The following is a 22,760-nucleotide window of genomic DNA, read 5'->3' as shown; positions in this document are numbered from 1 at the left end:
TACAGATTCTGCTGTAGTTTCTGATTTTCTTAGTTTTTAAGTTTTCGCTTACCCATCACATGGGTAAGCTTTTTTTTGCCTAAAATTTAGCGTGTTCATGTTGGCTGAGTTTTTCAACTAAGTAATCAATGAATACTCGTACAGCAGGTAATAAGCCACGACGAGATGGATAAACAGCATGGAATATACCATGTGCAGCTTTCCATTCAGGTAACACACGAACCAAAGCACCTGATTTCACATGGTCGGACACAATACTGTCGGGTAATAACACCACGCCACAATCTTGGCAGGCCAGTGCAGCTAACATCGATAGGTCAGAGCCCATTACCGTTGGGTTGACTTTAATTTTTTTCTGATGCTGCTGTGCATCGGTCACAATAATATGTTGATCGAGATGCTCATCCGCCATACTTAATATTTGATGTTGTGATAAGTCTTCGGGCTGTTTGAGTTCACCAAATTTATTCAGATAGGCCTGACTGGCAAATAAGTGCTGCTCAATCGTTTCAAATTTACGAATGACTAAATTGGGGTCGTCGTCTAGATTTGAACGTACACGTAGCGCAAGATCGAAGCCTTCATTAATGATATCTACGCGCCGATTGGTCACCATCATTTGCACTTTGATTTCTGGATATTGCTTTAAAAATTCAGGTAATATTTTGGTCATTTCATTTTGCGCGATGGAAACAGGTAAGCTGACTTTAATTAAGCCGCGCGGCTGCGTACTGAGATGATCAACCAAATCATGTGCGGCTTGAGCGGCATTCATCATAACTTGTGCATGGCGGTAGATATTCATACCAATATCTGTAACAGCAAAATGTCGTGAACTACGTTGAATCAGGCGGACACCCAAACGTTCTTCTAAGTTATAGACCCGACGACTCAGTTTTGATTTTGGAATATCTGTTGCACGTTCTGCTGCACTAAAACCACCATGTTCGACCACTTGGGCAAAACAATAAAAATCATCTAGATCACTCAGCACTGTTCTTATTCCATATTTGCAACGATTTTGCTAATTAACTTGAATTGTTTCATGAAGTCAATCACGTTTTGTAGTTTTTCATGTGAGAAGGTTGAGCAAAATTGCCAAGACTAAAGTCGGGTTAACCTTGTAATCGTTTCACATTAGCATGACCAAACAATAAATGTGGTATATACATCTTTTAAATAACCGAATTTGAAGGATGTGATTTGAGTGTCGTCCTGATATATTCAAATAAAAGACCATTATGAAAGAAATTCGACATTAAAGGACAATGTCATGGAATTAAGACATTTACGTTACTTTGTCGCCGTTGTAGAAGAACAGAGTTTTACGAAGGCTGCTGAAAAGCTATTTATTGCTCAACCTCCTTTAAGTCGTCAAATTCAAAATTTAGAAGAAGAGTTGGGTGCACAGCTTTTTGAGCGTGGCAGCCGTCCTTTAAGAACCACCACCATCGGCCGTTTCTTTTATCAGCAAGCCGTGAAATTACTCTCCAATGCAGAAGAGATTAAGCTCATTACGCAGCGGGCCAGTGCCACTGAACGTACTATTAATATTGGCTATGGCGGTTCGTTACTCTGTGGTTTATTACCTCGAATTGTTTATTTGTTCCGCCAGCAATACCCACACTTAAATGTAAATTTAATCGAACTGAGTGCAGTTGATCAGATTCAGGCATTAAAAGAAGGTCGGGTTGATGCATGTTTTAGCCGAGTTCGTGTGTCGGATCAGGCGGTTAAACGTGTGCTATTGCGTGAAGAGCCGCTAATTGTTGCGGTGCATTCGAGCCATCCTTTATCTTCACAGCAGCAGATTGCATTAAATAATCTCAAAGATGAGCAGATTTTTATCTATCCAGCAACGGATGGTCAAAGTTATGCAACGCTGATCAAGTCGTTGTTTTTAGAATATGGTATGGAGCCGAAACGCTTTAACACCCAAGCAGATTTGCAGCAATCACTAGGCATGGTTGCCGCAGGCGAAGGCATTTGTATTGTTCCTGAATCTGTACAAATTATGCAGTTTAGGCATGTGAATTATGTGAAATTATCGGATAGTGCTGCCATTAGCCAAATTTATTTGATCGTGCGGAATGATGATGAAGGCGAATTGGCGCGTCCTTTATTTGACTGCGTCTACCAAGTGTATGATTTGGAAGCAATTGAATACGATCGTCGGGTTTTCTAACACTTGTTTTAACATTAAAAACAATTTGATTTTGAAATTAATTTTTAAGTTACCTATTAAGTAAAACATCCTGTATATAAAAAAATAGGTTCAATCTTGAAAAGTAATGAGCCTATTTTTTTATTCAGTCTTATTAGAGCGCTTGTTTTAAGAACTTGGTGATTTCACGGCTAAATTTGACCGGTTCACTGAGTAATGGCGTGTGTCCCGATTTTTTAAAAATAATCTGCTCTGCATTGGCTAGACTGTCAGCAATAATTTTTTGACCTTGAGCAGGGTAGAGGATCGATTTTGCCCCTGTGAAAAAAGTTGTTGGTGCGGTGAGTGCTGCAATGGCTTCACGATAATCTTCAGTATGGTTCAGATAATTTTGAATATACCAATATAAATAGGCCACACTTTGTGAGGGTAACATCAGCTTCTGTAACGTCGGTTGTTGGTATGCAAAACGGAAAGCGGATAATGCATATGGATTGCTATTTTGTAAGTCTATGAACCTTAACCAAGCGTCGACCAGACCTTGACGGTCATGTTTATTCATCTGCTGTGCAAATGGCACAGAGAGGTTGATTGCAAGTACCTTCGAGATGTCTTCTAAAATACTTAAAAACTCAGTGTGACGTTTGCCATATAAACCATATTGCCAATCTGCATCTACTCGTATTTTAGGGGTTTGATCGATGTGTAAATAACGTTTAATTTTTTCAGCAAACTGACCGTATTTTAAACCGTGCATGGTGGTCGTTGCCCCCATGGAGTAGGCAATCACCGTGATTTTATCGTAACCGAGCTGGGAAACTAAGCTGTCAATATCTCGCCAATGGCTTGAAATGATGTCCATATTTGGAATTTGACAAAGTTTAGAGCCGCCAAATCCACGCCAGTCTGGAATGATAAATTTAAAATGCTTTCGGTGTTGATATAGAAAAGGATGCCATTGCCAACTTTGCATGCCCAGCCCCGATAAAACCAGAATGGGTTCTCCTTGACCATATTCACGAACATACAGTTGTTGCTGATCGGGCATTGTATAGTGTGGCATGCGGCTTCCTATTTATTTTTTTGTTTTAGCGATTAAATTTATGCAACTGTGGAATGATGGTTTCGAGCCATTTGATCCAACCGATTTCCAAATCTATCCCAAGCTGTAAAATCATTTTATGAATGTACAAAGTACGGTCTTCATCATGCGCATGTGCAAAGTCTTTTGCAAAAATAGACTGGTACACTTTTAGTTTTTCTTTGTGAATGTCTAGATGGCGCTCTAATTCGGGTAATACGCCATTTGTACCCAGCTGAGCTTCTGCACGTAAACGAACCATCAACTCTTCACGTAATTGAGCCGGAGGGCTTTGCTCAACCATCCAATTGGCTAATTCAACACGTCCAAGCTGTTCAACTTGGTAGGTTTTTTTACGGGTTGTACTGTGCTCATCTTCAATGGTGCTGATCCAGCCTTTTTGCAGCATGCCATTGAGTTCACGGTAGATTTGCTGATGTGTTGCATTCCAAAAAAAGCCCATAGAGCGGTCAAAACGGCGTGCAAGGTCAATTCCTGTACTCGGTTTTTCAAGTAAGCTCGTGAGTAAAACATGGGCTAAAGACATATATGGCTCAGTCAAAATAGTTTTGTACTTTTTATTATGCAACATGTTGCATAAAAATCAAATCTCGCATATAAATTAGTGCAACAAGTTGCAAAAATCTTGTATGCGTAGATGTAAATAGAAAGCTCGTATACAAGCGAAGATAAAAAAAGCCAGCTTTTCAGCACGCTAAGGAGAAAAAATGTCAAATTATCCAAATTTATTGGCACCACTAGATTTAGGTTTTACAACGCTAAAGAACCGTGTATTGATGGGTTCTATGCATATCGGCCTTGAAGAAGCACCGGGTGGCTATGAACGCATGGCAGCTTTTTACGCTGAGCGTGCGAAAGGTGGTGTAGGTCTGATTGTAACTGGTGGTATTTCTCCCAATGATGATGGTGTGACATTTGCTGGTGGTTCAAAATTAGACTCTTTAGAAGAAGCAGAAAAACATAAAGTGATTACGCAGGCGGTACATGATGCTGGCGGTAAAATTGCGATGCAGATTTTGCATACAGGTCGTTACTCGTATCAGGCCAATAATGTTGCACCTTCATCTATTCAAGCACCAATTAACCCAGTAAAACCGCAAGCTTTAAGCACAGCAGACGTCGAACGCACAATCAATGATTTTGCCAAATGTGCTCAGTTAGCACAGACAGCGGGTTATGATGGTGTAGAGGTCATGGGGTCAGAAGGTTATTTAATTAATGAGTTTATTGCTGCACGTACCAACCACCGTGATGATGAATGGGGTGGCAGTTATGAAAACCGGATTCGTTTTCCAATTGAGATCGTGCGTCGTACGCGTGAATTAGTCGGTGAAAATTTTATTATTATTTACCGTCTTTCTATGTTGGATTTGGTTGAAGGCGGTTCGACTTTCGAAGAAGTTGTGCAACTTGCAAAAGCGATTGAAAAAGCCGGTGCAACCATTATCAATACCGGTATTGGTTGGCACGAAGCACGTATTCCGACCATTGCAACCAAAGTGCCACGTGCTGCATTTACATGGGTGACCAAGAAATTAAAAGGTATAGTGAATGTTCCTTTAATCACCTCAAACCGTATCAATACCCCTGAAATGGCTGAGCACGTACTTGCTTCGGGTGATGCAGATATGGTGTCCATGGCACGTCCAATGCTGGCTGACCCACGTTTTGTGGAAAAAGCAGAACAAGGTCGTAGTGATGAAATTAATACCTGTATTGGTTGTAACCAAGCCTGCCTAGATCATATTTTTTCGATGAAAATTGCAACATGTTTGGTTAACCCTCAAGCTTGCTATGAAACTGAACTGATTTTTAAAGAATCTGCACAGGTGAAAAATATTGCTGTGATTGGTGCGGGACCTGCGGGTTTAAGCTTTGCAACTTATGCTGCAGAGCGTGGTCATAACATAACTATTTTTGAAGCATCGAGCCAAATTGGTGGGCAGTTCAATATCGCGAAAACGATTCCTGGTAAAGAAGAGTTTTATGAAACGCTGCGTTATTTCAAACGCAAAATAGAACTATTGCCTCAGATTAAATTGGTACTGAACCATACGGCAACGTATGAAGAATTAGCTCAGTCTGATTTTGATGACATCGTGGTGGCGACGGGTGTAACGCCGCGTCAGTTAGATATAGATGGTATTGATCATCCAAAAGTATTGAGTTATTTACAGGTTTTACGTGAACGTCAACCTGTGGGCAAACGTGTAGCGATCATTGGTGCAGGCGGTATTGGTTTCGATACGGCTGAATATTTAACGCATGAAGGTGAGAGCGGTAGCCTCAATCCTGAGAAATTTTATGATGAATGGGGAATTGATACCACTTATGCGCAAGTCGGTGGCTTGAAACATCCAGACGTCGAAGAATCGCCGCGTGAAGTGTATTTATTGCAACGTAAGGCTAAATCGGTTGGTGCTGGCTTAGGTAAAACCACGGGGTGGATTCACCGTACAGGTTTGAAACACCGCGATGTGAAAATGATTGCGGGTGCAAGCTACGACAAAATTGATGATCAAGGTTTGCATATTACCGTTGATGGTCAACCACGTATTTTAGATGTTGATCATGTGGTGATTTGTGCAGGTCAGGAATCCTATACCGCGATGTATGAACAGCTACAAGCAGATGGCAAAAATGTGCATTTGATTGGAGGTGCGAAAGAAGCCGGTGAGTTGGATGCTAAACGTGCCATTCGTCAAGGTGCAGATTTGGCTGCGGTGATTTAATCAGCCTCATACTAAACCACGACAACTTCATTCAATTTAATATGCAGTTGTCGTGCTTCCTCTCCCTTTGGGGGGAGGATGCGGAGAGGGAAATGATTCATCAACAAAAAAAGGACACAAACATGACCATTGAAACAACTAAAAAATCTGTTGCACGTTGGCACGAAATGCTCAACACACGGGATATGAATATTTTAAATGAACTATTGGCAGAAGATGTGGTGTTTCGTTCACCCGTCGCGTTTAACCCTTATCCGGGTAAGCCAGTGGTGACTTTTATTTTGACCAATGTGATTCAAATTTTTGAAAATTTTACCTATCACCGTGAGTTTTATACAGAAGATGGTTTGAACGTGGTTCTTGAGTTTTCTGCCAATGTTGGCGAGAAAAAGTTAAAAGGGATCGACATGATTCAGTTTAATGAACAAGGACAGATGATTGATTTTGAAGTCATGCTCCGTCCGAAAAGTGGCTTGGAAGCATTGGCGGCGAAAATGGGTGAGCGCATTATGCAATATCAGCCTTAACTCTGCTGTTTTTAAAATGCTCATCACAGAATGATAAAAAGCATGATGGATATTGTCATGCTTTTTGCTTATGAGGCTTAAGCAAACAAATATTGCTAGCGAGATATGGTTTTGTAGATACGTTTGTTTAATGGGCCTTGTTGGTCAAAGTGAAAAGATTGAAATGATTTGCTGTAGTGCGAAGCGAGGTGAAGGTAAGGTCAATGAATAATGTGATTCATAAAGGGCGTCAGGCTCTTTTAAATTTTGTAGATCATGCCATCGGTGCAGAATTACCACAGCTTTATTATCATCCTGAAGGGCAAATGCAACATGTGCTGCCGAAGTTAAAGCAACTACATGAAAAATATCGTCCTACGCCTTGGCTGTCGAATACCCATGCACATTTACTGTATTTTGATGTCATTAAAAAGCAGCAAGTAAAGCTCAAATACGACGCCATAGAGCAGCTAACCATGGCTGATGGTGGAATCACAGCCATTGCATGGTTAGGTTTAGATTTACCTGCGGCTGTGCCAACTGTGGTGCTCATGCATACGATTACGGGAACGCCTGAAAGTATGCGAGAAGTGGTTCGGGATCTTCATCTATATACAGGTTGGCGCATTGCACTGTGTTTAAGACGTGGTCATGCCAATTTACCTATGCCTGTTGCCAAAATAAACTTATTTGGTTCAACCGATGACCTGCGTGAACAGATTGCCTTTATTCAGCAGAAATTTCCCGAATCGAATTTATTTGGCGTCGGTTCATCTGCAGGAACGGGGTTATTGGTCCGCTATTTAGGCGAACAAGGTGAGGAAACACCACTTAAAGCGGCTTTTGCTTTATGTCCGGGCTATGACACCGAGCTTGGCTTTAAAAATGTCCATCCTTTTTACAGTAAAATGATGACCAAGAAGCTCTTTCAGAAATTTGTAGAACCCTATTCTGCAACATGGTCAACGACTCCATCTATAATTGAAGTCCTAAAAAGTAAAGATCTGGCGCAGTTTGAACGTACATATTTTCAAATGGCGGGTTTTACTGATTATGAAAGTTATGCCAAATCCACCAACCCAATTTATGTATTTGAAAATCTTAAAATTCCTTTGATGATTTTAAATGCCGAAGACGATCCTATTTGCCACATTCAAAACTTTGAGCCCTATAAAGAATTAATTCGTTCTTTGCCGAATGTGGTGGTGGTGACCACCAAAAAAGGCAGTCACTGTGGTTATTATGAAGGTCTTGTTGATACCCATTCATGGGCAACCAAATTGATGGCAGATTTTTTAAAGTTATATGCGAACTAAAAAATAGCCTACTTTGGATAGGCTATTTTAAGTGTGTGTTACTCGGCTTGTGCGCAACATGCAGTTGTTTGAGGTTTAAGCTTCATCTGTATCAATACTAAAATCAACGCTATAGCACTCAATGTCGCTCCTGTATAAGATACTGCAGCATAGCTTAGGTTGAGATTTAGCACTGCGGCACCAGCAACAGCGCCCAAAGCATTTCCAAGATTAAATGCACCAATATTCACTGAAGAAGCGAGGCCTGGTGCATCGTGAGCGACTGTCATAACACGCATTTGTAAAGGTGGTACAACGGCAAAGGCTGCTGCTCCCCAGATGATTAATGCAATCGCCGCGCCAATGGTGGATGTTGCTAAAATTGGAAATAACAGCATCATCAGCATGAGTAAGACTAAAAAGCCAATCAAGGTTTTATCTAAGGATTGATCTGCAAACTTACCACCGAAATGGTTACCAATTGAAAATCCGATCCCGATTAAGACCAACATGAAAGTGATAAGCTCAGGGCTTGCATGGGTAAAGACTTTTAAGCTCGGTGCGATATAAGTATATAGCGCGAACATAGCTCCAGCACTCATGACTGTGGTCAGCAGTGCTAAAACAACAGGCATGCGTGTTAATACTTTTAACTCTGCTCGTACATCAGGTTTTTCGGTCTGTTGCTGATGGGGCAGTGCTTTCCATAATGCCAACATGGTGATAATGCCCAGTAAGGTAATGGCTGCAAAAGACATACGCCAACCGATATTTTGCCCCACCCATGTTGCGAGTGGCACGCCGCCAATATTGGCAATGGTCAAGCCCATAAACATCATAGCAACGGCACTGGCTTGTTTATCTTTTGGAACAACACTTGCTGCGACGACAGAGCCTAAGCCAAAAAAGGCGCCGTGGTTCAAACTCGTCACTAAACGCGCAGCCATTAAACCTAAATAATCTGGCGCAACTGTGGCAAGCAGATTGCCAAGGGTGAAAATTGTCATTAATAACATGAGTGATGTACGTTTTGGAAAACGTGCTAACCATAAGGTCATCAATGGGGCACCAATCATGACGCCAACGGCATAGGCACTAATCAGTAAGCCCGCTTGAGGAATAGATACCGATAAATCTGCTGCGATTTCAGGCAAAAAACCCATCGGTGAAAATTCTGTTGTGCCAATTGCAAAAGCACCTACGGCTAATGCAATTAATGGAAAATTGAATTTCATATTAAATATCCCAAACTGGAGCAAGTTCAGGTGGGTTCACTTCACGCGCATTTCTGTCGAGTGTGGCAATGGCCTGCATCTGTTCAGGTGTTAAATGAATCTCTTGAGCTTTTAAATTACTGATTAAATGTTCAGGTTTGGTTGAAGATGGAATCACGGCATAACCTTTTTGCAGTGCCCATGCGAGTGCAATTTGAGCTGAAGTAGCTTGGTGTTCGGTCGCGATGTTTAACAGCGTTGGGTCTTGCAAAACTTTGCCATAGGCCAAAGTCATATAGGATGTGACATCTATATTGTTCGCTTGTAGATAATTGGCCAAGTTTTGATTTTGTAAATATGGACTCAGTTCAATTTGATTGGTTGCAATATTTTCTAGCCCAATGTGATCAATGGCTTGTTGAGTGAGCTCTATATTAAAATTAGATACACCAATATGCTCAGTCAATCCTTGTTTTTTTGCCTCAAGTAAATGTCCCATTAATTCAGGAATATCGACTCCAAGTGCAGGTGCTGGCCAATGAATAAGTGTAAGGTTAACTGCATCAGTCCTCAATTTAATTAAACTGTCTTTTAGACTGGGTATTAGTTTGTCGGCAGCATAATTTTCAGTCCAAATTTTCGTGGTTAAGAAAATATCAGCTCGATTGACCTGACTTTCATGGAGTGCTTGGCCTACTTCTGCTTCATTAGCGTAAATTTGTGCGGTGTCTACAGCACGATATCCAACTTCTAAGGCTGTTTTAACTGAGTGAATGACAGTTTCACCTGTCAAACGGAAGGTGCCGACACCAAATTGAGGAACAATCATCAGGAATTCTCTTTTTTGAATTGATGCTATTGTGCTGCTAATTTTAATGAAGAAAAATGCATGAGTTTGGAATATATTATTGATTAAAAATCACGAATTAGAATATGCAATGAAATCGACCATTGAGGAGCTGCAGGCTTTTACTGTTATTGTAGATAGCGGCTCTATTATCAAAGCAGCAGAAAGACTGGATCAAACAGCATCTGGTGTCAGCCGTGCATTACAGCGTCTGGAATCTAAATTAAATGTAACCCTGTTGGAACGAACAACCCGCAAAATTAAGCTCACGCAAGAGGGGCAATTATTTTTAGCTAAAACACGGCGGATATTGAATGATTTGAGTGAAGCGGAAGATTCTCTGCTGAAATTAGATGCAGATACTTCGGGGTTAGTGCGAGTCGATTCTGCGATTTCGTTTATTCTGCATATGATCGTTCCCTTGATTCCAGAATTTAATGCACGTTATCCACATATACAGATTGAATTGGTGAATCATGATCAAGTGATTGACTTATTAGAGCATAAAGCGGATGTCGCAATTCGCTTTGGAAAATTAAACGATTCAAGTTTGCATGCAAAACTCATCTATAAGAGTCGATTGTGTTTGGTGGCGAGTCCTGAATATCTTCAGCAGCATGGACGACCGCAAAATGCTGATGAGCTAACAGCACATGCTTTACTTGGATTTAGTCAAATTACCCATATGAATACTTGGCCGTTCCAAGTCGCAGGGAAGCCCCTGACGATCCGACCCAACATCAAGGCATCAAATGGTGAAACACTACGGGAGCTTGCGATTCATGGGATGGGCATCGCTTGTCTTTCGATTTTTATGTTAGAAAAAGATATTGCAGAAGGGCGATTGGTACAATTTTTAGACGATCAAATTGAACCGCATGAACAGCTTATTCATGCTGTCTATTATCAACAAGAGCATTTACCGAAACGTGTTCGTTTATTTATTGAATATTTAGCTGAAAAATTACAAGAATAGTTGTGAGAAAAAACAGTGCATCGTCGGGTACAGATTTTTATTTACATAGAAACAATAAAAAACCCGACTTTTGCCGGGTTTTTTTGATCATTTGTTTGATAAAACTTCGATCTTAGTTCTCTAAGGCTGGTGTTGCAGCAGCAATGGCAGCAGCTACGGCGTCATCTTCAGACTGTGCAGAACCTGAGTTTTGTTTAGGTTGAGCAGCTTGTGCAGGTTTTTCTGCAGCTTTAGGTGCTTCTGCTTTTGGAGCTGGAGCTTCTGCAGGAGGAGTAGGTTCACGACGAATTTCAGTTGTTGTATTCGGTGTTTCTTCACGAATCACTTCAACTTGCTGTTGAGTCGGTTCTTCAACAACTGGTTGTTCTTCAACTGGTTCTAATTGTGTAGGTACAGATGCTGTTGGTTCAGATGCTGCAACTTCAACCTGTTCCTGTTCTTCTTCTTTTGGTGCTTCTTTTTTTACACATGCTGTAAGAAGTAGACCTGTTGCGATTGCACCGCAGATTAAAAGTTTCTTATTCATAATTACACAAAACAAAAAAGTGTGGATTGGATAAATGCATTATAACAGCAAATAAGAATATAGAAATGATAAGAACTTACTCTAAATTTTTATGATAATTGCTGTTACAATAGCCAATTGTTAATTGTTCTATGAATTGATGCGGAATGACTTTGCTTTCTTGGTACAGAGTAAAGTAAAATCGCACAACATTGTAGGCCAATTTAGGCTCCATTGTACGAGAAACTTAATGACCCATTTTATTTTCGTTACTGGTGGTGTTGTATCATCACTAGGTAAAGGTATTTCAGCTGCATCAGTGGCTGCGCTTTTAGAAGCCCGTGGTTTAAAAGTAACCATGGTAAAAATGGATCCATACATTAATGTCGATCCAGGGACTATGAGTCCATTCCAACACGGTGAAGTTTTTGTCACAGAGGATGGTGCTGAAACTGACTTAGACTTGGGTTATTACGAACGTTTCTTGCGTCGTGCGAAAATGACCAAACTGAACAACTTTACTTCAGGACGAGTGTACCAAGATGTCTTGAATAAAGAACGTCGTGGTGACTACCTCGGTGGTACAGTTCAAGTTATTCCACATATTACTGACAATATTAAAGAACGTGTTCTTCGCGCAGGTGAAGGCTATGACGTTGCGATCGTAGAGATTGGCGGTACAGTAGGTGACATTGAATCTCTCCCATTCATGGAATCTGTACGTCAACTTATGGTCGAACTAGGTCATAAGCGCACAATGTTAATGCACTTAACTTTACTCCCATATATTAAGTCAGCTGCTGAATTAAAAACTAAACCAACTCAACACTCTGTAAAAGAGCTTTTGTCGATTGGTATTCAACCAGACATCCTGATCTGCCGTACAGAGCATGATGTTGATGCTGACACTACACGTAAAATTGCGTTATTTACGAACGTTGAAGCACGTGCAGTTGTGGTATGTAAAGATGCGCGTTCAATTTACCAAATTCCACGTACTTTCTATGAACAAAACGTTGATGATTTAATCTGTGAACGTTTTGGTTATAACGATCTTCCAGAAGCTGATCTTACAGACTGGGATAACGTTGTAGATGCATTACTGAACCCTGAATACACAGTTCGTGTAGCGATGGTTGGTAAATACGTTGAACTTCCAGATGCGTATAAATCTGTAAACGAAGCACTTTTACATGCGGGTATTCAAAACCGTGTGAAAGTTCAAATCGACTACGTCAATGCTGAAGAACTTGAAAGCCAAGATGTAACCGACGTATTAAAAGACGCGGATGCAATCTTAGTTCCGGGCGGTTTCGGTGAGCGCGGTACAGAAGGTAAAATGAAAGCGATTCGTTTTGCACGTGAAAACGGTGTGCCGTTCCTCGGCATCTGTTTAGGTATGCAGCTGGCTGTGATCGAATATGCGCGCAACGTTGCGGGTATTAGTGATGCAACTTCAACTGAATTTAACCGTTCTACAAAATCACCATTGATTGGTTTAATCACTGAATGGTTAGATGAGCGCGGCGAAGTTCAACAACGTAATGCAGATTCTGACTTAGGCGGCACAATGCGTCTGGGCGCTCAAAAATCTGAATTGGTTGCAGGAACAAAAACTGCACAAGTTTACGGTTCTGAAGAGATCGTTGAACGTCACCGTCACCGTTATGAAATGAACAACCGTTATATCCCAGTGCTTGAAGAAAAAGGCATGAAGATTTCAGGTTATTCTCCAGTACAGCGTCTTGTTGAAACTGTTGAAATTCCTGAACATCCTTGGTTTATTGCTGTACAATTCCATCCGGAATTTACAAGTTCACCACGTGATGGACACCCATTATTCGCAGGCTTTATTGATGCTGCTAAAAAGCAGTACCAAAAAGCGAAATAATGTGTTTTTGACTAAACCAGGAAGAGTTTAAATGTCACAATTAAAACCACAGGAAATTGTACGTTTAGGCGATATACAAATGGCAAATCATTTGCCATTTGTACTATTCGGCGGCATGAACGTACTTGAGTCAAAAGACCTTGCTTTTGAAATTGCTGAAACCTATGTGGATATCTGCAAACGCTTGGATATTCCGTATGTGTTTAAAGCAAGTTTTGATAAAGCCAATCGTTCAAGCTTGAACTCTTTCCGTGGCCCAGGCCTGGAAAAAGGAATCGAGTGGTTAGCTGACATTAAAAAACACTTTAATGTGCCGATTATTACTGACGTACATGAACCATACCAAGCTGCGCCTGTTGCTGAGGTTGCGGATATTATCCAACTTCCTGCATTTTTAAGCCGTCAGACTGACCTTGTTGAAGCGATGGCGAAAACTGATGCCATCATCAACATCAAAAAAGCACAGTTCCTCGCACCACACGAAATGCGTCATATTCTGCATAAGTGTTTGGAAGCAGGGAATGACAAACTGATTCTTTGTGAACGTGGTTCAGCATTTGGTTACAACAACTTAGTTGTCGATATGTTGGGCTTTGACATCATGAAAGAAATGAATGTCCCTGTGTTCTTTGATGTTACACATGCGCTTCAAACGCCGGGTGGTCGTGCGGATTCTGCAGGTGGTCGTCGTGCGCAAATCACGACACTGGCACCTGCAGGTATGGCGACTGGTTTAGCAGGTTTGTTCTTAGAAGCTCATCCAGATCCAGAAAATGCCAAATGTGACGGTCCATGTGCGCTACGCATGTCACAGTTGGAACCTTTCTTGGCACAGTTAAAAGAACTCGATACCTTGGTTAAAGGTTTCGCAAAGTTAGACACACACTAATTCGATACACATTGATGCGTCACTTTTGACGCATCATTTTTATTAATCAACTGAGGAATTGTTCATGAGCCAAATCGTTGACATTCGTGCACGTGAAATTTTGGACTCTCGTGGTAACCCTACCATCGAAGCAGACGTAATCTTAGCCTCTGGCGTTGTAGGCCGTGCATGTGCACCATCTGGTGCTTCAACTGGTTCTCGTGAAGCTTTAGAACTTCGTGACGGTGACAAAGCTCGTTACTTAGGTAAAGGCGTTAAAACTGCGGTTAACAACGTTAACACAGTAATTCGTGATGCATTGTTGGGTAAATCAGTATTCGAACAAAAAGACATTGATAACACAATGATCGCGCTTGACGGTACTGAAAACAAAGAAAAATTAGGTGCGAACGCAACTTTAGCGGTATCGCTAGCTGCTGCACGCGCTGCTGCTGACGAAAAGAAAATTCCACTTTTCCAATACATCGCAGACCTTCGTAATAACAGCATTTTGACTATGCCTGTTCCAATGATGAACATCCTAAATGGTGGTTCACATGCAGACAACAACGTAGACATTCAAGAATTTATGATTGAGCCTGTTGGCTTCACTTCATTCTCTGAAGCTTTACGTGCTGGTGCTGAAATTTTCCATTCTTTAAAATCAGTTTTAAAGAAACAAGGTTTAAATACTGCAGTTGGTGATGAAGGTGGTTTTGCACCGAACCTTCGTTCTAACGAAGAAGCAATTACAGTAATTCTTGAAGCAATTGAAAAAACTGGCTACAAGGCAGGTTCTGACATTATGCTTGCGCTTGACTGTGCATCTTCAGAATTCTACAAAGATGGTCAATACATCCTTGCAGGTGAAGGCAATAAAGCATTCACAAGCAACCAATTTGCTGACTACCTTGCTGGTTTTGCAAAACAATACCCAATCATCTCAATTGAAGATGGTTTAGACGAGTCTGATTGGGAAGGTTGGTCTTACCTCACTTCAATCCTTGGCGACAAAATCCAATTGGTTGGTGATGACCTATTCGTTACGAATCCTAAGATTCTTCAACGTGGTATCAACGAAAAAGTGGGTAACTCGATCCTGATCAAGTACAACCAAATCGGTACTTTGACTGAAACTCTAGATGCAATCTACCTTGCGAAAGCAAATGGTTACACTACAGTAATTTCACACCGTTCTGGTGAAACTGAAGATTCAACTATTGCGGATCTTGCAGTGGGTACAGCAGCGGGTCAAATCAAAACTGGTTCACTTTGCCGTTCTGACCGTGTAGCGAAATATAACCAATTACTTCGTATTGAAGAATTGACTAATGCTGCATATCGCGGTAAAGCTGAGTTCAAAGGTTTGAACTAAGCAGATCATGCTATCTATGTTAAATGTATTTGACTCCAAAGCGAGTAAAGCATTGTTGGGCCTTGCGATCTTTTTGATCGCAGGGTTTCAATATTTATACTGGTTCGGTGAAGGTGGTTATCATCAACATCAACAACTGAGTCAGAAAATACAACAACAAGTCGAACTCAATGACGAATTAAAAGAACGAAATCGCGTGCTTGCAGCTGAAGTATACGATTTAAAAAATGGCGTTGAAGCTATTGAAGAGCATGCTCGTCTAGATTTAGGTTTAATTAAACCGCATGAGACTTTCGTACAAATGAGTACAATCAGTACTCAGTACAAACCAATTTATATTGATCCAAACGCAAAAGTAGACCTACGTACCAATGAGTCAGAATCAGCCGAACTTCCACCCGAACCTTAAATTGTGGGCTATTATTCCTGCTGCTGGTTCAGGAAGTCGATTTTCTAAAACTGAACTAAAACAATATCAAAACATTGCGGGTCTAACTGTGCTTGAACACACAGTTGCACGTCTCAACCAATTGCCGTTGACGGGCTATGTGTTGGCTATAGGTGAGCAAGATAATGTTGCTCAGACATTGGCACTCACTAATCAAGAGAAGGCTCATTTTTGTTTAGGCGGTGCAGAGCGTGTGCATTCTGTACTCAATGCATTGCAATATCTATCTTCGATTGCCAATGATGATGATTGGGTGTTCGTTCATGATGCAGCACGACCATGTGTCTCGCAGTTGAGTTTAAAAGATTTAGTTCAATCGGCAGTCGATTCTGAGCAAAGTGCGATTCTCGCCATTCCCGTACGCGATACCTTAAAACGAGTTGAAACGGCACCACAAATATCAACTACGGTAGATCGTTCAACTTTATGGCAAGCGCAGACACCACAAATTGCCAAATTGGGTGTGCTTAAAAATGCCATTGAACAAGCGCTTGCCGCTGGTGCGACCATCACAGATGAAGCAAGTGCCTTAGAATTTGTCGGTGAGCATGTCAATGTCGTGCAAGGTCGTTCGGACAATATTAAAATTACCTATCCTGATGACTTGGAATTGGCACGTTTAATTTTAGCGTCTCAAGTTAATAGATGATTATTTCAAGGAATATTTAAGGGACAGTGATTTTTACTGTCGCTTTAATCTATAATTCCCGCATCCTTTTTAGATCTGTTTCGCAATGATCCCTTCTCAACAGTATCGTTTTTTACGTCAGTCATTACGTGATGGCCGCAGTATAAAACACGATTCTTCTCGATGGGCTAAACTTCATTTAGACCCGTGGTTACTTTGCTTCTTGGTACTCAATGCAATATTGGGGCTGATGGTTGTCTATAGTGCGACCGCGGAAGATTCGGGAATGGTACTACGCCAAGCCACAAGTTTTGGTGTGGGCTTTATTGTGATGTTGATCTGTGCGCAAATTCCACCCAAAGTTTACCAATCTATGAGTCCGTACTTATATGCCATCGGTATATTTTTACTGTTGTTGGTTCTGGTCATTGGTGAAAAAAGGATGGGGGCGAAACGCTGGATTAGCTTGCCGGGTATCGGCAGTATGCAGCCGAGTGAGTTTATGAAATTTGCCATGCCACTCATGATGGCGTGGTATTTTGCGCGAAAACCTTTTCCACCGAAATTTTTACAAATTGTCGGTGCATTAATTTTATTATTGATTCCATTTGCATTGGTCGCTTTACAGCCTGACTTGAATATCGGTTTGATTATTCCGGGTATTTTTGTTTTATTTTTAAGTGGTATGTCTTGGCGTTTAATTGCAGGTGCTTTAACCGCCTTTGCAATTGCAGCACCTGTACTTTGGATGTTTTTTTTACAGGAATATCAGAAAAAACGTGTACTGACGTTATTTGACCCTGAATCTGACGCGCTTGGTGCAGGTTGGAACATTATTCAGTCTAAAATTGCCATTGGTTCAGGTGGTTTAATGGGGAAAGGTTATACCGAAGGGACACAGTCGCACTTGGGTTATCTACCAGAGCATCATACTGACTTTATTATGTCGACCTATGCAGAAGAATTTGGCTTTATTGGTGTATTTCTTTTATTTAGTTTGTTTACAGCAATTATTATTCGCTGTCTGATTATTGGACTAAATTGCTTCCATAATTTTGGACGACTTTATGCAGGGGCGATGGGCTTAACTTTCTTCTTCTTTGTATTTTTGAACTCGGGTATGGTTAGTGGTATCTTGCCTGTAACAGGCGATCCATTGCCCTTGATGAGTTATGGGGGGACAGCAGTCATATCCATGCTTGCAGGTATGGGGATTGTGATGTCGATTCATACGCATCGTTAAGTGTAATAGATAACATTAAGCCGGATTTATATCCGGTTTTTTTTTGCTTGAGATTTAAAATAGACTAGATAAAACTGAGAAAAATTGACTATTGAAATAGTCATGAAATGTTCAAATAAATTAAAAAGTTTCATTCGGTGATGTGGTGCTTTAATCTATAGTTAAAGTTAAGGCATCATAAAAGAAATAAAATTTAATCTACTAATGTTTGGACCCAATGCAAGCTTCCGCTCATAGATATTTCAACACCACAATTTGCTATATCTAAGTATTCTTTTGGAATATAAGCAAATAACTTATCGTCAATATAAGCAATCCAAAATTCTGGCGGCGGACAATCACACTCATCGAAGAATCTATTGGTTTCTTTATATGCCAAACAATCATACATAGAGCATGAAATATCAAACTCTAATATTCCTCCAGTGGATTCAAATGAGTAAGTTTGTTCTTGCACTTTATATTTAGAAAAGACACATTGAATTACTTCAGCGTAGTTTTTGTTTGTAAGATCACTAAAATTTCTATTACACATACTCCAGAGTTTTTCTATTTTTAGCATTGAAAAGTTCTTGAATATATTTGCATTTCGATCAAAAAAAATTGGATTTTGGTTTAAAAGAAAACCTTTTATTTTCATAAGACTAGATCCTATATCTAATATATCTATTGATCTAGATATTAAATCCTAATGTCTAGTTTCGATAGTCTAAATACCTTTCATTTACATATTAGTGCTCATACAAACTCTGAAGTGTGCAACTAGGATCGAATTTTTTTATTTATCTGTGGGATTTGAAACTGTTTTGTAGTTTCAATCAAAAATAAAGCCCTCAATTGAGGGCTTTATTTAGATATTAATTAATGTAGGAACCATGTGTAGTAGCCCCACAGCATAAGTGGCCAAGCGAGAAAGGGGCTAAAAAGCCATTTCCAGAACCAATGGTGTGGCGTAAAACCCACACCATGCACAAAACCACCTGAAATACCTATCATGATGAACATCAGCGCTCGATGGCTATATCCACCATTGTCATCCAGCATGGCAGCAGGATGTACAAGTAACACGGCTGCCAAAGGAAAAGCTAACAGGCAGGAAATGACCATTGCAAATTTATTTGGCTTCTTTTCTACAAGTGATTTTTCTACAGCAGCATCAGTCATTTGTTATTCCTCATCTAGATCTTGATGATGTTCGATATAAAGCGCACTAAGTACACCTGCAAAACATGCCATCAAAATACCGAGAATCCAAGCAAAATACCACATCGTCTTTTCTCCTTAGACACAGCCTTAGTATAGGCTGTGTGAATTCTCTTCAATATGTTTGTTAGTAACCACGCCCCACATTTTGTAGTAACACCAAGTTGTGTAGCACAGGATAAGTGGGACAAAAATACATGCTGCAACTGTCATCACAGTTAGGGTATTTTTACTTGATACCGCATCCCACATAGTCAAACTTACAGTTGGGTTGATGCTCGATGGCATAAGGAAAGGGAACAATGCAAAACCAGCAGTTAAGATTGCACCAATGACTGCCAAGCTTGAACCAAGGAAGCTGAAACCTGCTTTACCTTTACCTGCGGCAAGGATGATGATCAGCGCACCTAAAATAGCCATGATTGGCGCAATCATAGTAATTGGATAAGTACTGTAATTGTTCATCCAACCTGGGTTGGCATTGGTGATCACTTCTTTAGCTAATGGGTTTGCAACGCCATTAGTGTCAAACGGTTGAGCTAATGTGTAGCCTTGGATATTACCGAAGTATAACCATGCGCCTGCCAGTAAGAAGCAAACTAAGAATACGATACCCATAAGCTGAGTTGCTTTTGCAGAGCGTGCGCGTAGATCGCCGTCTGTACGAAGCATGAGCCATGCACCACCGTGAGCGCAAAGCATAGACAAACTCACGATACCGCAAACTAAAGCGAATGGGTTAAGCAGTGCAAAGAAGCTCCCTGTATAAGTCGAGCGAACAGTTTCGTCCATAGTGAATGGAACACCAAGGAACATATTACCAAACGCAACACCAAATACGAGGGCAGGAACGGCACCACCAATTGCTAAACCCCAGTCCCAAGAATTACGCCATTTGGTATTTTCAAGTTTAGAACGGTAGTCAAAACCGACTGGACGTAAGAAAAGGGCGAAGAGTACCAGTAACAGTGCCCAGTACATGCCTGAGAATGCAGTCGCATATACCATCGGCCATGCTGCAAACAGAGCACCACCGGCAGTAATAAACCAAACTTGGTTACCGTCCCAGTGTGGGGCAATCGTATTGATTGCCGCACGACGTTCTTCGTCTTTTTTACCTACGAATGGCATGATCGCCATTGAGCCCATGTCGAAGCCATCGGTGAGGGCGAAGCCGATCAGTAGGACACCGACTAATACCCACCAAATGATTTTGAGTAATTCATATTCGATCATGCTTGAGCCTCCTCATTTGCCTTTTTTGCAGCTTCAAGTTTCTCAAAATGGTATTTACCAGTATGTAGAGAACTTGGGCCAAGGCGTGAGAATTTAATCATTAAGTACATTTCAATGATCAGCAGTACAGTGTAGAACGCTGCCAATGCAAGGATAGAACCCCATACATCACCTGTACTTAAGCTAGAAGCTGAAAGATGTGTAGGTAGAACTTCACCGATAGTCCATGGTTGACGACCAACTTCGGCAACATACCAACCTGTTTGTGCAGCAATCCAAGGTAATGGTAGAGCAAACAAAGCAAATTTTAATAACCAAGGTTTGTTTTCTGCATTACGTTTACCGACAGCAAAGGTAGCAAGTACGAACAGAAGGAGCATTAAGAAACCAGAAGCAACCATTGCACGGAATGCCCAGAACAAGCTTGGAACATGTGGAATAGTGTCTTTTGCAGCAGCTTTGATTTGATCATCAGAAGCATCGACCACTTTGTCTGTGTATTTTTTCAGAAGCAGACCATAACCCAAGTCTTTTTGAGACTCAGCAAATGCTGCTTTAAGTTCAGGAGACGTATCGCCTGCACGAAGTTGTTCTAACTGTGAGTAAGCCACCATACCGTTACGAATACGCGCTTCGTGTTGTACGATCAGGTCTTTAATACCTGTCACTTCTTTATCAGTTGAACGTGTTGCGATAATCCCCATGACATAAGGAATTTTGATCGCGTAGTCAGTAGACATGGTTTCTTTATTTGGAATACCGAACAAAGTAAATGGCGCTGGAGCTGGGTGAGTGTCCCATTCAGCTTCAATCGCAGCTAGTTTAGTTTTTTGTACGTCACCAATTTCATAACCAGATTCATCACCCAGTAAGATCACCGAAAGTGTAGACGCTAAACCAAAGATAGCAGCTATGGCGAATGAGCGACGCGCAAATGGCAAGTCACGCTTTTTCAATAAGTAGTAACTTGAAATTGCCAGTACGAAAATAGCACCAGTCACATAACCTGCAGATACGGTATGCACGAATTTAACCTGAGCCACGGGGTTGAAAATCAGCGCACCGAAGTCCACCATTTCCATACGCATGGTTTCATAGTTAAAAGCAGAACCAACAGGGTTTTGCATCCAACCATTGGCCACTAAAATCCATAGTGCAGACATGTTCGAGCCTAGAGCAACTAACCAAGTGACAGCCAAATGCTGAACTTTGGATAGGCGATCCCAGCCGAAGAAGAATAAACCAATAAATGTTGATTCAAGGAAGAATGCCATCAGACCTTCAATGGCTAATGGTGCACCGAAAATATCACCGACATAGTGCGAGTAATACGCCCAGTTAGTACCGAACTGAAACTCCATGGTCAAACCAGTAGTAACACCTAATGCGAAGTTAATACCGAAGAGTTTTCCCCAGAATTTAGTCATGTCTTTATAAATTTCTTTGCCAGAAATCACATAGGTGGTTTCCATAATGGCAAGAATAAAAGCCAGACCTAAAGTCAGCGGAACAAAAATAAAGTGATACATCGCGGTCATTGCAAATTGGAACCGCGAAAGATCGACCACGCTTTCAGAAATCATCAACGTGTCTCCTTGATTTGGGAAGGACTGCCAGCAATATGCTCGGCAACTTGATTGTCAAAGTTTTTAGGGATGGTAGGGGCGTCGAACCAGATGTTCTTAATGATCATTAAAATAATCACTTTAATTATTAGTATTGCGGTTATTTCTCTGACCACACGACGATTTAAATCTTTGAATTTTAAGCTCATGGAGATAAGCCTATTCTTTAAACTTGTACTATATTATTAACAAATATACACAAAAAGCAAATAGGTTGAACAGTTAAAATAAAAATATATTATCAAAGTGTTTTAATACAATAACTTAATCGTTTTAATGATTTAAAAATAAACTAATTCTGTTATTTAAATACCTGACTAAAATACTTATATTTAAACTTTTTAAACCCGACTAAATTGCTTATGTATCTAATTTACTATATTTACTAAAATTTACATTGTGAATAATGAGAATCTTTACTAATTAAATATAAGTAGGTTAAGTCTTGAAGTGCGACACCACCTCGCTATTAAATAACCCGAATCATGAATAAGCCCAGATATATCATGATAAATTGAGGCTTGTTTTGATGTGGGCCGCATTCTTCAGTGTATAAACTTCTGTCTGCGGACATATCGCAGCAATTGCCTCAGGAAGCTTTTACGTCCATCAATGCAGGCGATCAGAATGTCTGTCACTATTCTGCAAATCTGTGAATACGCTGAACATTCATTAGCACCTTCACTTTTTGAAAGGTAAAGACCTAGCCGTTCTTTATGGTCCTCGGCATGTAATCCCAGAATGGTAAAACGGCTTTGTTGACAGAAATACCTTCATTAGATCTCTTTCATAAATCAAAAAACGATCTTCTTTTTGGTTAATATTTGCACTCCGGATTTCTTAGCATTCGTGCATAATCTGCGGATGAAATACATCGATTCAAACAAGCTTTCTGATCCTCA

At 40.6% G+C, this 22,760-nt stretch carries 23 protein-coding genes; 11 read left to right on the top strand and 12 right to left on the bottom strand.

Annotated features, from left to right (window positions below; translation table 11 throughout):
• Positions 1–79: 79 nt before the first annotated feature.
• A complete protein-coding gene (locus FTU37_RS06410) occupies positions 80–994 on the bottom strand; it encodes a LysR substrate-binding domain-containing protein (protein WP_180007845.1) in 915 nt (304 codons plus the stop codon).
• A 279-nt stretch (positions 995–1,273) separates the two neighbouring features.
• Between FTU37_RS06410 and FTU37_RS06405 the strand changes: the two genes are divergently transcribed.
• Complete coding sequence (locus tag FTU37_RS06405; protein WP_078188530.1) at positions 1,274–2,185, top strand: LysR family transcriptional regulator; 912 nt, start codon at positions 1,274–1,276, stop codon at positions 2,183–2,185.
• Between the two features lie 133 nt (positions 2,186–2,318).
• On the opposite strand, the gene FTU37_RS06400 is transcribed toward FTU37_RS06405, so the two are convergent.
• Positions 2,319–3,227, bottom strand: a complete 909-nt coding sequence (locus FTU37_RS06400; RefSeq protein WP_180124020.1) for an alpha/beta fold hydrolase — start codon at positions 3,225–3,227, stop codon at positions 2,319–2,321.
• A gap of 25 nt (positions 3,228–3,252) precedes the next feature.
• Positions 3,253–3,792, bottom strand: coding sequence for a PadR family transcriptional regulator (locus FTU37_RS06395; RefSeq protein ID WP_180049622.1), 540 nt, complete (start codon positions 3,790–3,792; stop codon positions 3,253–3,255).
• Positions 3,793–3,973: 181 nt separating this feature from the next.
• Between FTU37_RS06395 and FTU37_RS06390 the strand changes: the two genes are divergently transcribed.
• The 3 genes from FTU37_RS06390 to FTU37_RS06380 all read left to right on the top strand — a co-directional run bounded on the left by FTU37_RS06390 (position 3,974) and on the right by FTU37_RS06380 (position 7,820).
• Positions 3,974–5,998 (top strand): NADPH-dependent 2,4-dienoyl-CoA reductase, encoded by a 2,025-nt coding sequence (locus FTU37_RS06390; RefSeq protein WP_180124019.1) that lies wholly within the window; start codon positions 3,974–3,976, stop codon positions 5,996–5,998.
• A gap of 122 nt (positions 5,999–6,120) precedes the next feature.
• A complete protein-coding gene (locus FTU37_RS06385; RefSeq protein WP_180026266.1) occupies positions 6,121–6,525 on the top strand; it encodes a nuclear transport factor 2 family protein in 405 nt (134 codons plus the stop codon).
• Between the two features lie 203 nt (positions 6,526–6,728).
• A complete protein-coding gene (locus FTU37_RS06380; protein WP_180124018.1) occupies positions 6,729–7,820 on the top strand; it encodes a YheT family hydrolase in 1,092 nt (363 codons plus the stop codon).
• Between the two features lie 38 nt (positions 7,821–7,858).
• Here FTU37_RS06380 and FTU37_RS06375 read toward each other — a convergent pair whose 3' ends face one another.
• Positions 7,859–9,034, bottom strand: a complete 1,176-nt coding sequence (locus FTU37_RS06375) for an MFS transporter (RefSeq protein WP_180124017.1) — start codon at positions 9,032–9,034, stop codon at positions 7,859–7,861.
• A 1-nt stretch (position 9,035) separates the two neighbouring features.
• The gene (gene dkgB / locus FTU37_RS06370) at positions 9,036–9,842 is read right to left on the bottom strand and encodes a 2,5-didehydrogluconate reductase DkgB (RefSeq protein WP_218950475.1); all 807 of its coding nucleotides are present in this window, start codon (positions 9,840–9,842) and stop codon (positions 9,036–9,038) included.
• Between the two features lie 109 nt (positions 9,843–9,951).
• On the opposite strand from dkgB, the gene FTU37_RS06365 reads away from it, so the two are divergent.
• Entirely contained in the window at positions 9,952–10,836 is an 885-nt protein-coding gene (locus tag FTU37_RS06365) for a LysR family transcriptional regulator (protein ID WP_180005111.1), read from the top strand.
• A 112-nt stretch (positions 10,837–10,948) separates the two neighbouring features.
• Here the strand turns inward: FTU37_RS06365 and FTU37_RS06360 are convergent, their stop codons facing one another.
• On the bottom strand, positions 10,949–11,362 hold the full coding sequence (locus FTU37_RS06360) for an internalin (protein WP_180026262.1): 414 nt from the start codon (positions 11,360–11,362) through the stop codon (positions 10,949–10,951).
• 229 nt (positions 11,363–11,591) lie between these two features.
• Between FTU37_RS06360 and FTU37_RS06355 the strand changes: the two genes are divergently transcribed.
• The 6 genes from FTU37_RS06355 to rodA all read left to right on the top strand — a co-directional run bounded on the left by FTU37_RS06355 (position 11,592) and on the right by rodA (position 17,794).
• Positions 11,592–13,232: a CTP synthase gene (locus FTU37_RS06355; RefSeq protein ID WP_180026261.1), complete on the top strand. Its 1,641-nt coding sequence runs from the start codon at positions 11,592–11,594 to the stop codon at positions 13,230–13,232.
• Between the two features lie 31 nt (positions 13,233–13,263).
• On the top strand, positions 13,264–14,121 hold the full coding sequence (gene kdsA, locus FTU37_RS06350) for a 3-deoxy-8-phosphooctulonate synthase (RefSeq protein WP_180124016.1): 858 nt from the start codon (positions 13,264–13,266) through the stop codon (positions 14,119–14,121).
• A gap of 64 nt (positions 14,122–14,185) precedes the next feature.
• Positions 14,186–15,475 (top strand): phosphopyruvate hydratase, encoded by a 1,290-nt coding sequence (gene eno / locus FTU37_RS06345; RefSeq protein ID WP_078188521.1) that lies wholly within the window; start codon positions 14,186–14,188, stop codon positions 15,473–15,475.
• A gap of 16 nt (positions 15,476–15,491) precedes the next feature.
• A complete protein-coding gene (locus FTU37_RS06340) occupies positions 15,492–15,884 on the top strand; it encodes a septum formation initiator family protein (RefSeq protein WP_180124043.1) in 393 nt (130 codons plus the stop codon).
• Entirely contained in the window at positions 15,847–16,572 is a 726-nt protein-coding gene (ispD, locus tag FTU37_RS06335) for a 2-C-methyl-D-erythritol 4-phosphate cytidylyltransferase (RefSeq protein WP_180124015.1), read from the top strand. The genes FTU37_RS06340 and ispD overlap by 38 nt, the downstream gene beginning before the upstream one ends.
• Positions 16,573–16,657: 85 nt before the next feature.
• Positions 16,658–17,794, top strand: a complete 1,137-nt coding sequence (gene rodA, locus FTU37_RS06330) for a rod shape-determining protein RodA (RefSeq protein WP_180124014.1) — start codon at positions 16,658–16,660, stop codon at positions 17,792–17,794.
• A gap of 193 nt (positions 17,795–17,987) precedes the next feature.
• Here rodA and FTU37_RS06325 read toward each other — a convergent pair whose 3' ends face one another.
• From FTU37_RS06325 to cydP, 6 genes are all read right to left on the bottom strand, one after another.
• Positions 17,988–18,434 carry a hypothetical protein gene (locus tag FTU37_RS06325; protein ID WP_180124013.1) on the bottom strand — a complete coding sequence of 149 codons (447 nt, stop codon included), beginning with the start codon at positions 18,432–18,434 and terminating at the stop codon, positions 17,988–17,990.
• A gap of 221 nt (positions 18,435–18,655) precedes the next feature.
• Positions 18,656–18,958, bottom strand: a complete 303-nt coding sequence (locus FTU37_RS06320; protein ID WP_078188516.1) for a cyd operon YbgE family protein — start codon at positions 18,956–18,958, stop codon at positions 18,656–18,658.
• A gap of 3 nt (positions 18,959–18,961) precedes the next feature.
• Complete coding sequence (gene cydX / locus FTU37_RS06315; RefSeq protein ID WP_002120988.1) at positions 18,962–19,063, bottom strand: cytochrome bd-I oxidase subunit CydX; 102 nt, start codon at positions 19,061–19,063, stop codon at positions 18,962–18,964.
• A gap of 24 nt (positions 19,064–19,087) precedes the next feature.
• Positions 19,088–20,233: a cytochrome d ubiquinol oxidase subunit II gene (gene cydB / locus FTU37_RS06310; RefSeq protein ID WP_168378622.1), complete on the bottom strand. Its 1,146-nt coding sequence runs from the start codon at positions 20,231–20,233 to the stop codon at positions 19,088–19,090.
• On the bottom strand, positions 20,230–21,816 hold the full coding sequence (locus FTU37_RS06305; RefSeq protein ID WP_168378621.1) for a cytochrome ubiquinol oxidase subunit I: 1,587 nt from the start codon (positions 21,814–21,816) through the stop codon (positions 20,230–20,232). The genes cydB and FTU37_RS06305 overlap by 4 nt, the downstream gene beginning before the upstream one ends.
• Positions 21,816–22,007, bottom strand: a complete 192-nt coding sequence (gene cydP / locus FTU37_RS06300) for a cytochrome oxidase putative small subunit CydP (RefSeq protein ID WP_078188513.1) — start codon at positions 22,005–22,007, stop codon at positions 21,816–21,818. The genes FTU37_RS06305 and cydP overlap by 1 nt, the downstream gene beginning before the upstream one ends.
• Positions 22,008–22,760 lie beyond the last annotated feature (753 nt).

Source organism: Acinetobacter sp. YH12097 (genome assembly GCF_013419225.1).
Lineage (GTDB): Bacteria > Pseudomonadota > Gammaproteobacteria > Pseudomonadales > Moraxellaceae > Acinetobacter > Acinetobacter amyesii.
Note: the sequence above shows the minus strand (reverse complement) of the source record. Positions and strands in the feature narration are given on the sequence as shown.

Bases quoted from the DNA above. Each gene is read 5' to 3' on its own strand.
- eno (WP_078188521.1), top strand. From the start codon at position 14,186: ATGAGCCAAATCGTTGACATTCGTGCACGTGAAATTTTGGACTCTCGT.
- FTU37_RS06360 (WP_180026262.1), bottom strand. From the start codon at position 11,362: ATGAATAAGAAACTTTTAATCTGCGGTGCAATCGCAACAGGTCTACTT.
- FTU37_RS06325 (WP_180124013.1), bottom strand. From the start codon at position 18,434: ATGAAAATAAAAGGTTTTCTTTTAAACCAAAATCCAATTTTTTTTGAT.
- FTU37_RS06380 (WP_180124018.1), top strand. From the start codon at position 6,729: ATGAATAATGTGATTCATAAAGGGCGTCAGGCTCTTTTAAATTTTGTA.
- FTU37_RS06405 (WP_078188530.1), top strand. From the start codon at position 1,274: ATGGAATTAAGACATTTACGTTACTTTGTCGCCGTTGTAGAAGAACAG.
- FTU37_RS06375 (WP_180124017.1), bottom strand. From the start codon at position 9,034: ATGAAATTCAATTTTCCATTAATTGCATTAGCCGTAGGTGCTTTTGCA.
- FTU37_RS06320 (WP_078188516.1), bottom strand. From the start codon at position 18,958: ATGACTGATGCTGCTGTAGAAAAATCACTTGTAGAAAAGAAGCCAAAT.
- rodA (WP_180124014.1), top strand. From the start codon at position 16,658: ATGATCCCTTCTCAACAGTATCGTTTTTTACGTCAGTCATTACGTGAT.
- dkgB (WP_218950475.1), bottom strand. From the start codon at position 9,842: ATGATTGTTCCTCAATTTGGTGTCGGCACCTTCCGTTTGACAGGTGAA.
- kdsA (WP_180124016.1), top strand. From the start codon at position 13,264: ATGTCACAATTAAAACCACAGGAAATTGTACGTTTAGGCGATATACAA.
- cydB (WP_168378622.1), bottom strand. From the start codon at position 20,233: ATGATCGAATATGAATTACTCAAAATCATTTGGTGGGTATTAGTCGGT.
- FTU37_RS06390 (WP_180124019.1), top strand. From the start codon at position 3,974: ATGTCAAATTATCCAAATTTATTGGCACCACTAGATTTAGGTTTTACA.
- cydX (WP_002120988.1), bottom strand. From the start codon at position 19,063: ATGTGGTATTTTGCTTGGATTCTCGGTATTTTGATGGCATGTTTTGCA.
- FTU37_RS06340 (WP_180124043.1), top strand. From the start codon at position 15,492: ATGTTAAATGTATTTGACTCCAAAGCGAGTAAAGCATTGTTGGGCCTT.
- cydP (WP_078188513.1), bottom strand. From the start codon at position 22,007: ATGAGCTTAAAATTCAAAGATTTAAATCGTCGTGTGGTCAGAGAAATA.
- FTU37_RS06305 (WP_168378621.1), bottom strand. From the start codon at position 21,816: ATGATTTCTGAAAGCGTGGTCGATCTTTCGCGGTTCCAATTTGCAATG.
- ispD (WP_180124015.1), top strand. From the start codon at position 15,847: ATGAGTCAGAATCAGCCGAACTTCCACCCGAACCTTAAATTGTGGGCT.
- FTU37_RS06385 (WP_180026266.1), top strand. From the start codon at position 6,121: ATGACCATTGAAACAACTAAAAAATCTGTTGCACGTTGGCACGAAATG.
- FTU37_RS06395 (WP_180049622.1), bottom strand. From the start codon at position 3,792: ATGTCTTTAGCCCATGTTTTACTCACGAGCTTACTTGAAAAACCGAGT.
- FTU37_RS06400 (WP_180124020.1), bottom strand. From the start codon at position 3,227: ATGCCACACTATACAATGCCCGATCAGCAACAACTGTATGTTCGTGAA.
- FTU37_RS06365 (WP_180005111.1), top strand. From the start codon at position 9,952: ATGAAATCGACCATTGAGGAGCTGCAGGCTTTTACTGTTATTGTAGAT.
- FTU37_RS06355 (WP_180026261.1), top strand. From the start codon at position 11,592: ATGACCCATTTTATTTTCGTTACTGGTGGTGTTGTATCATCACTAGGT.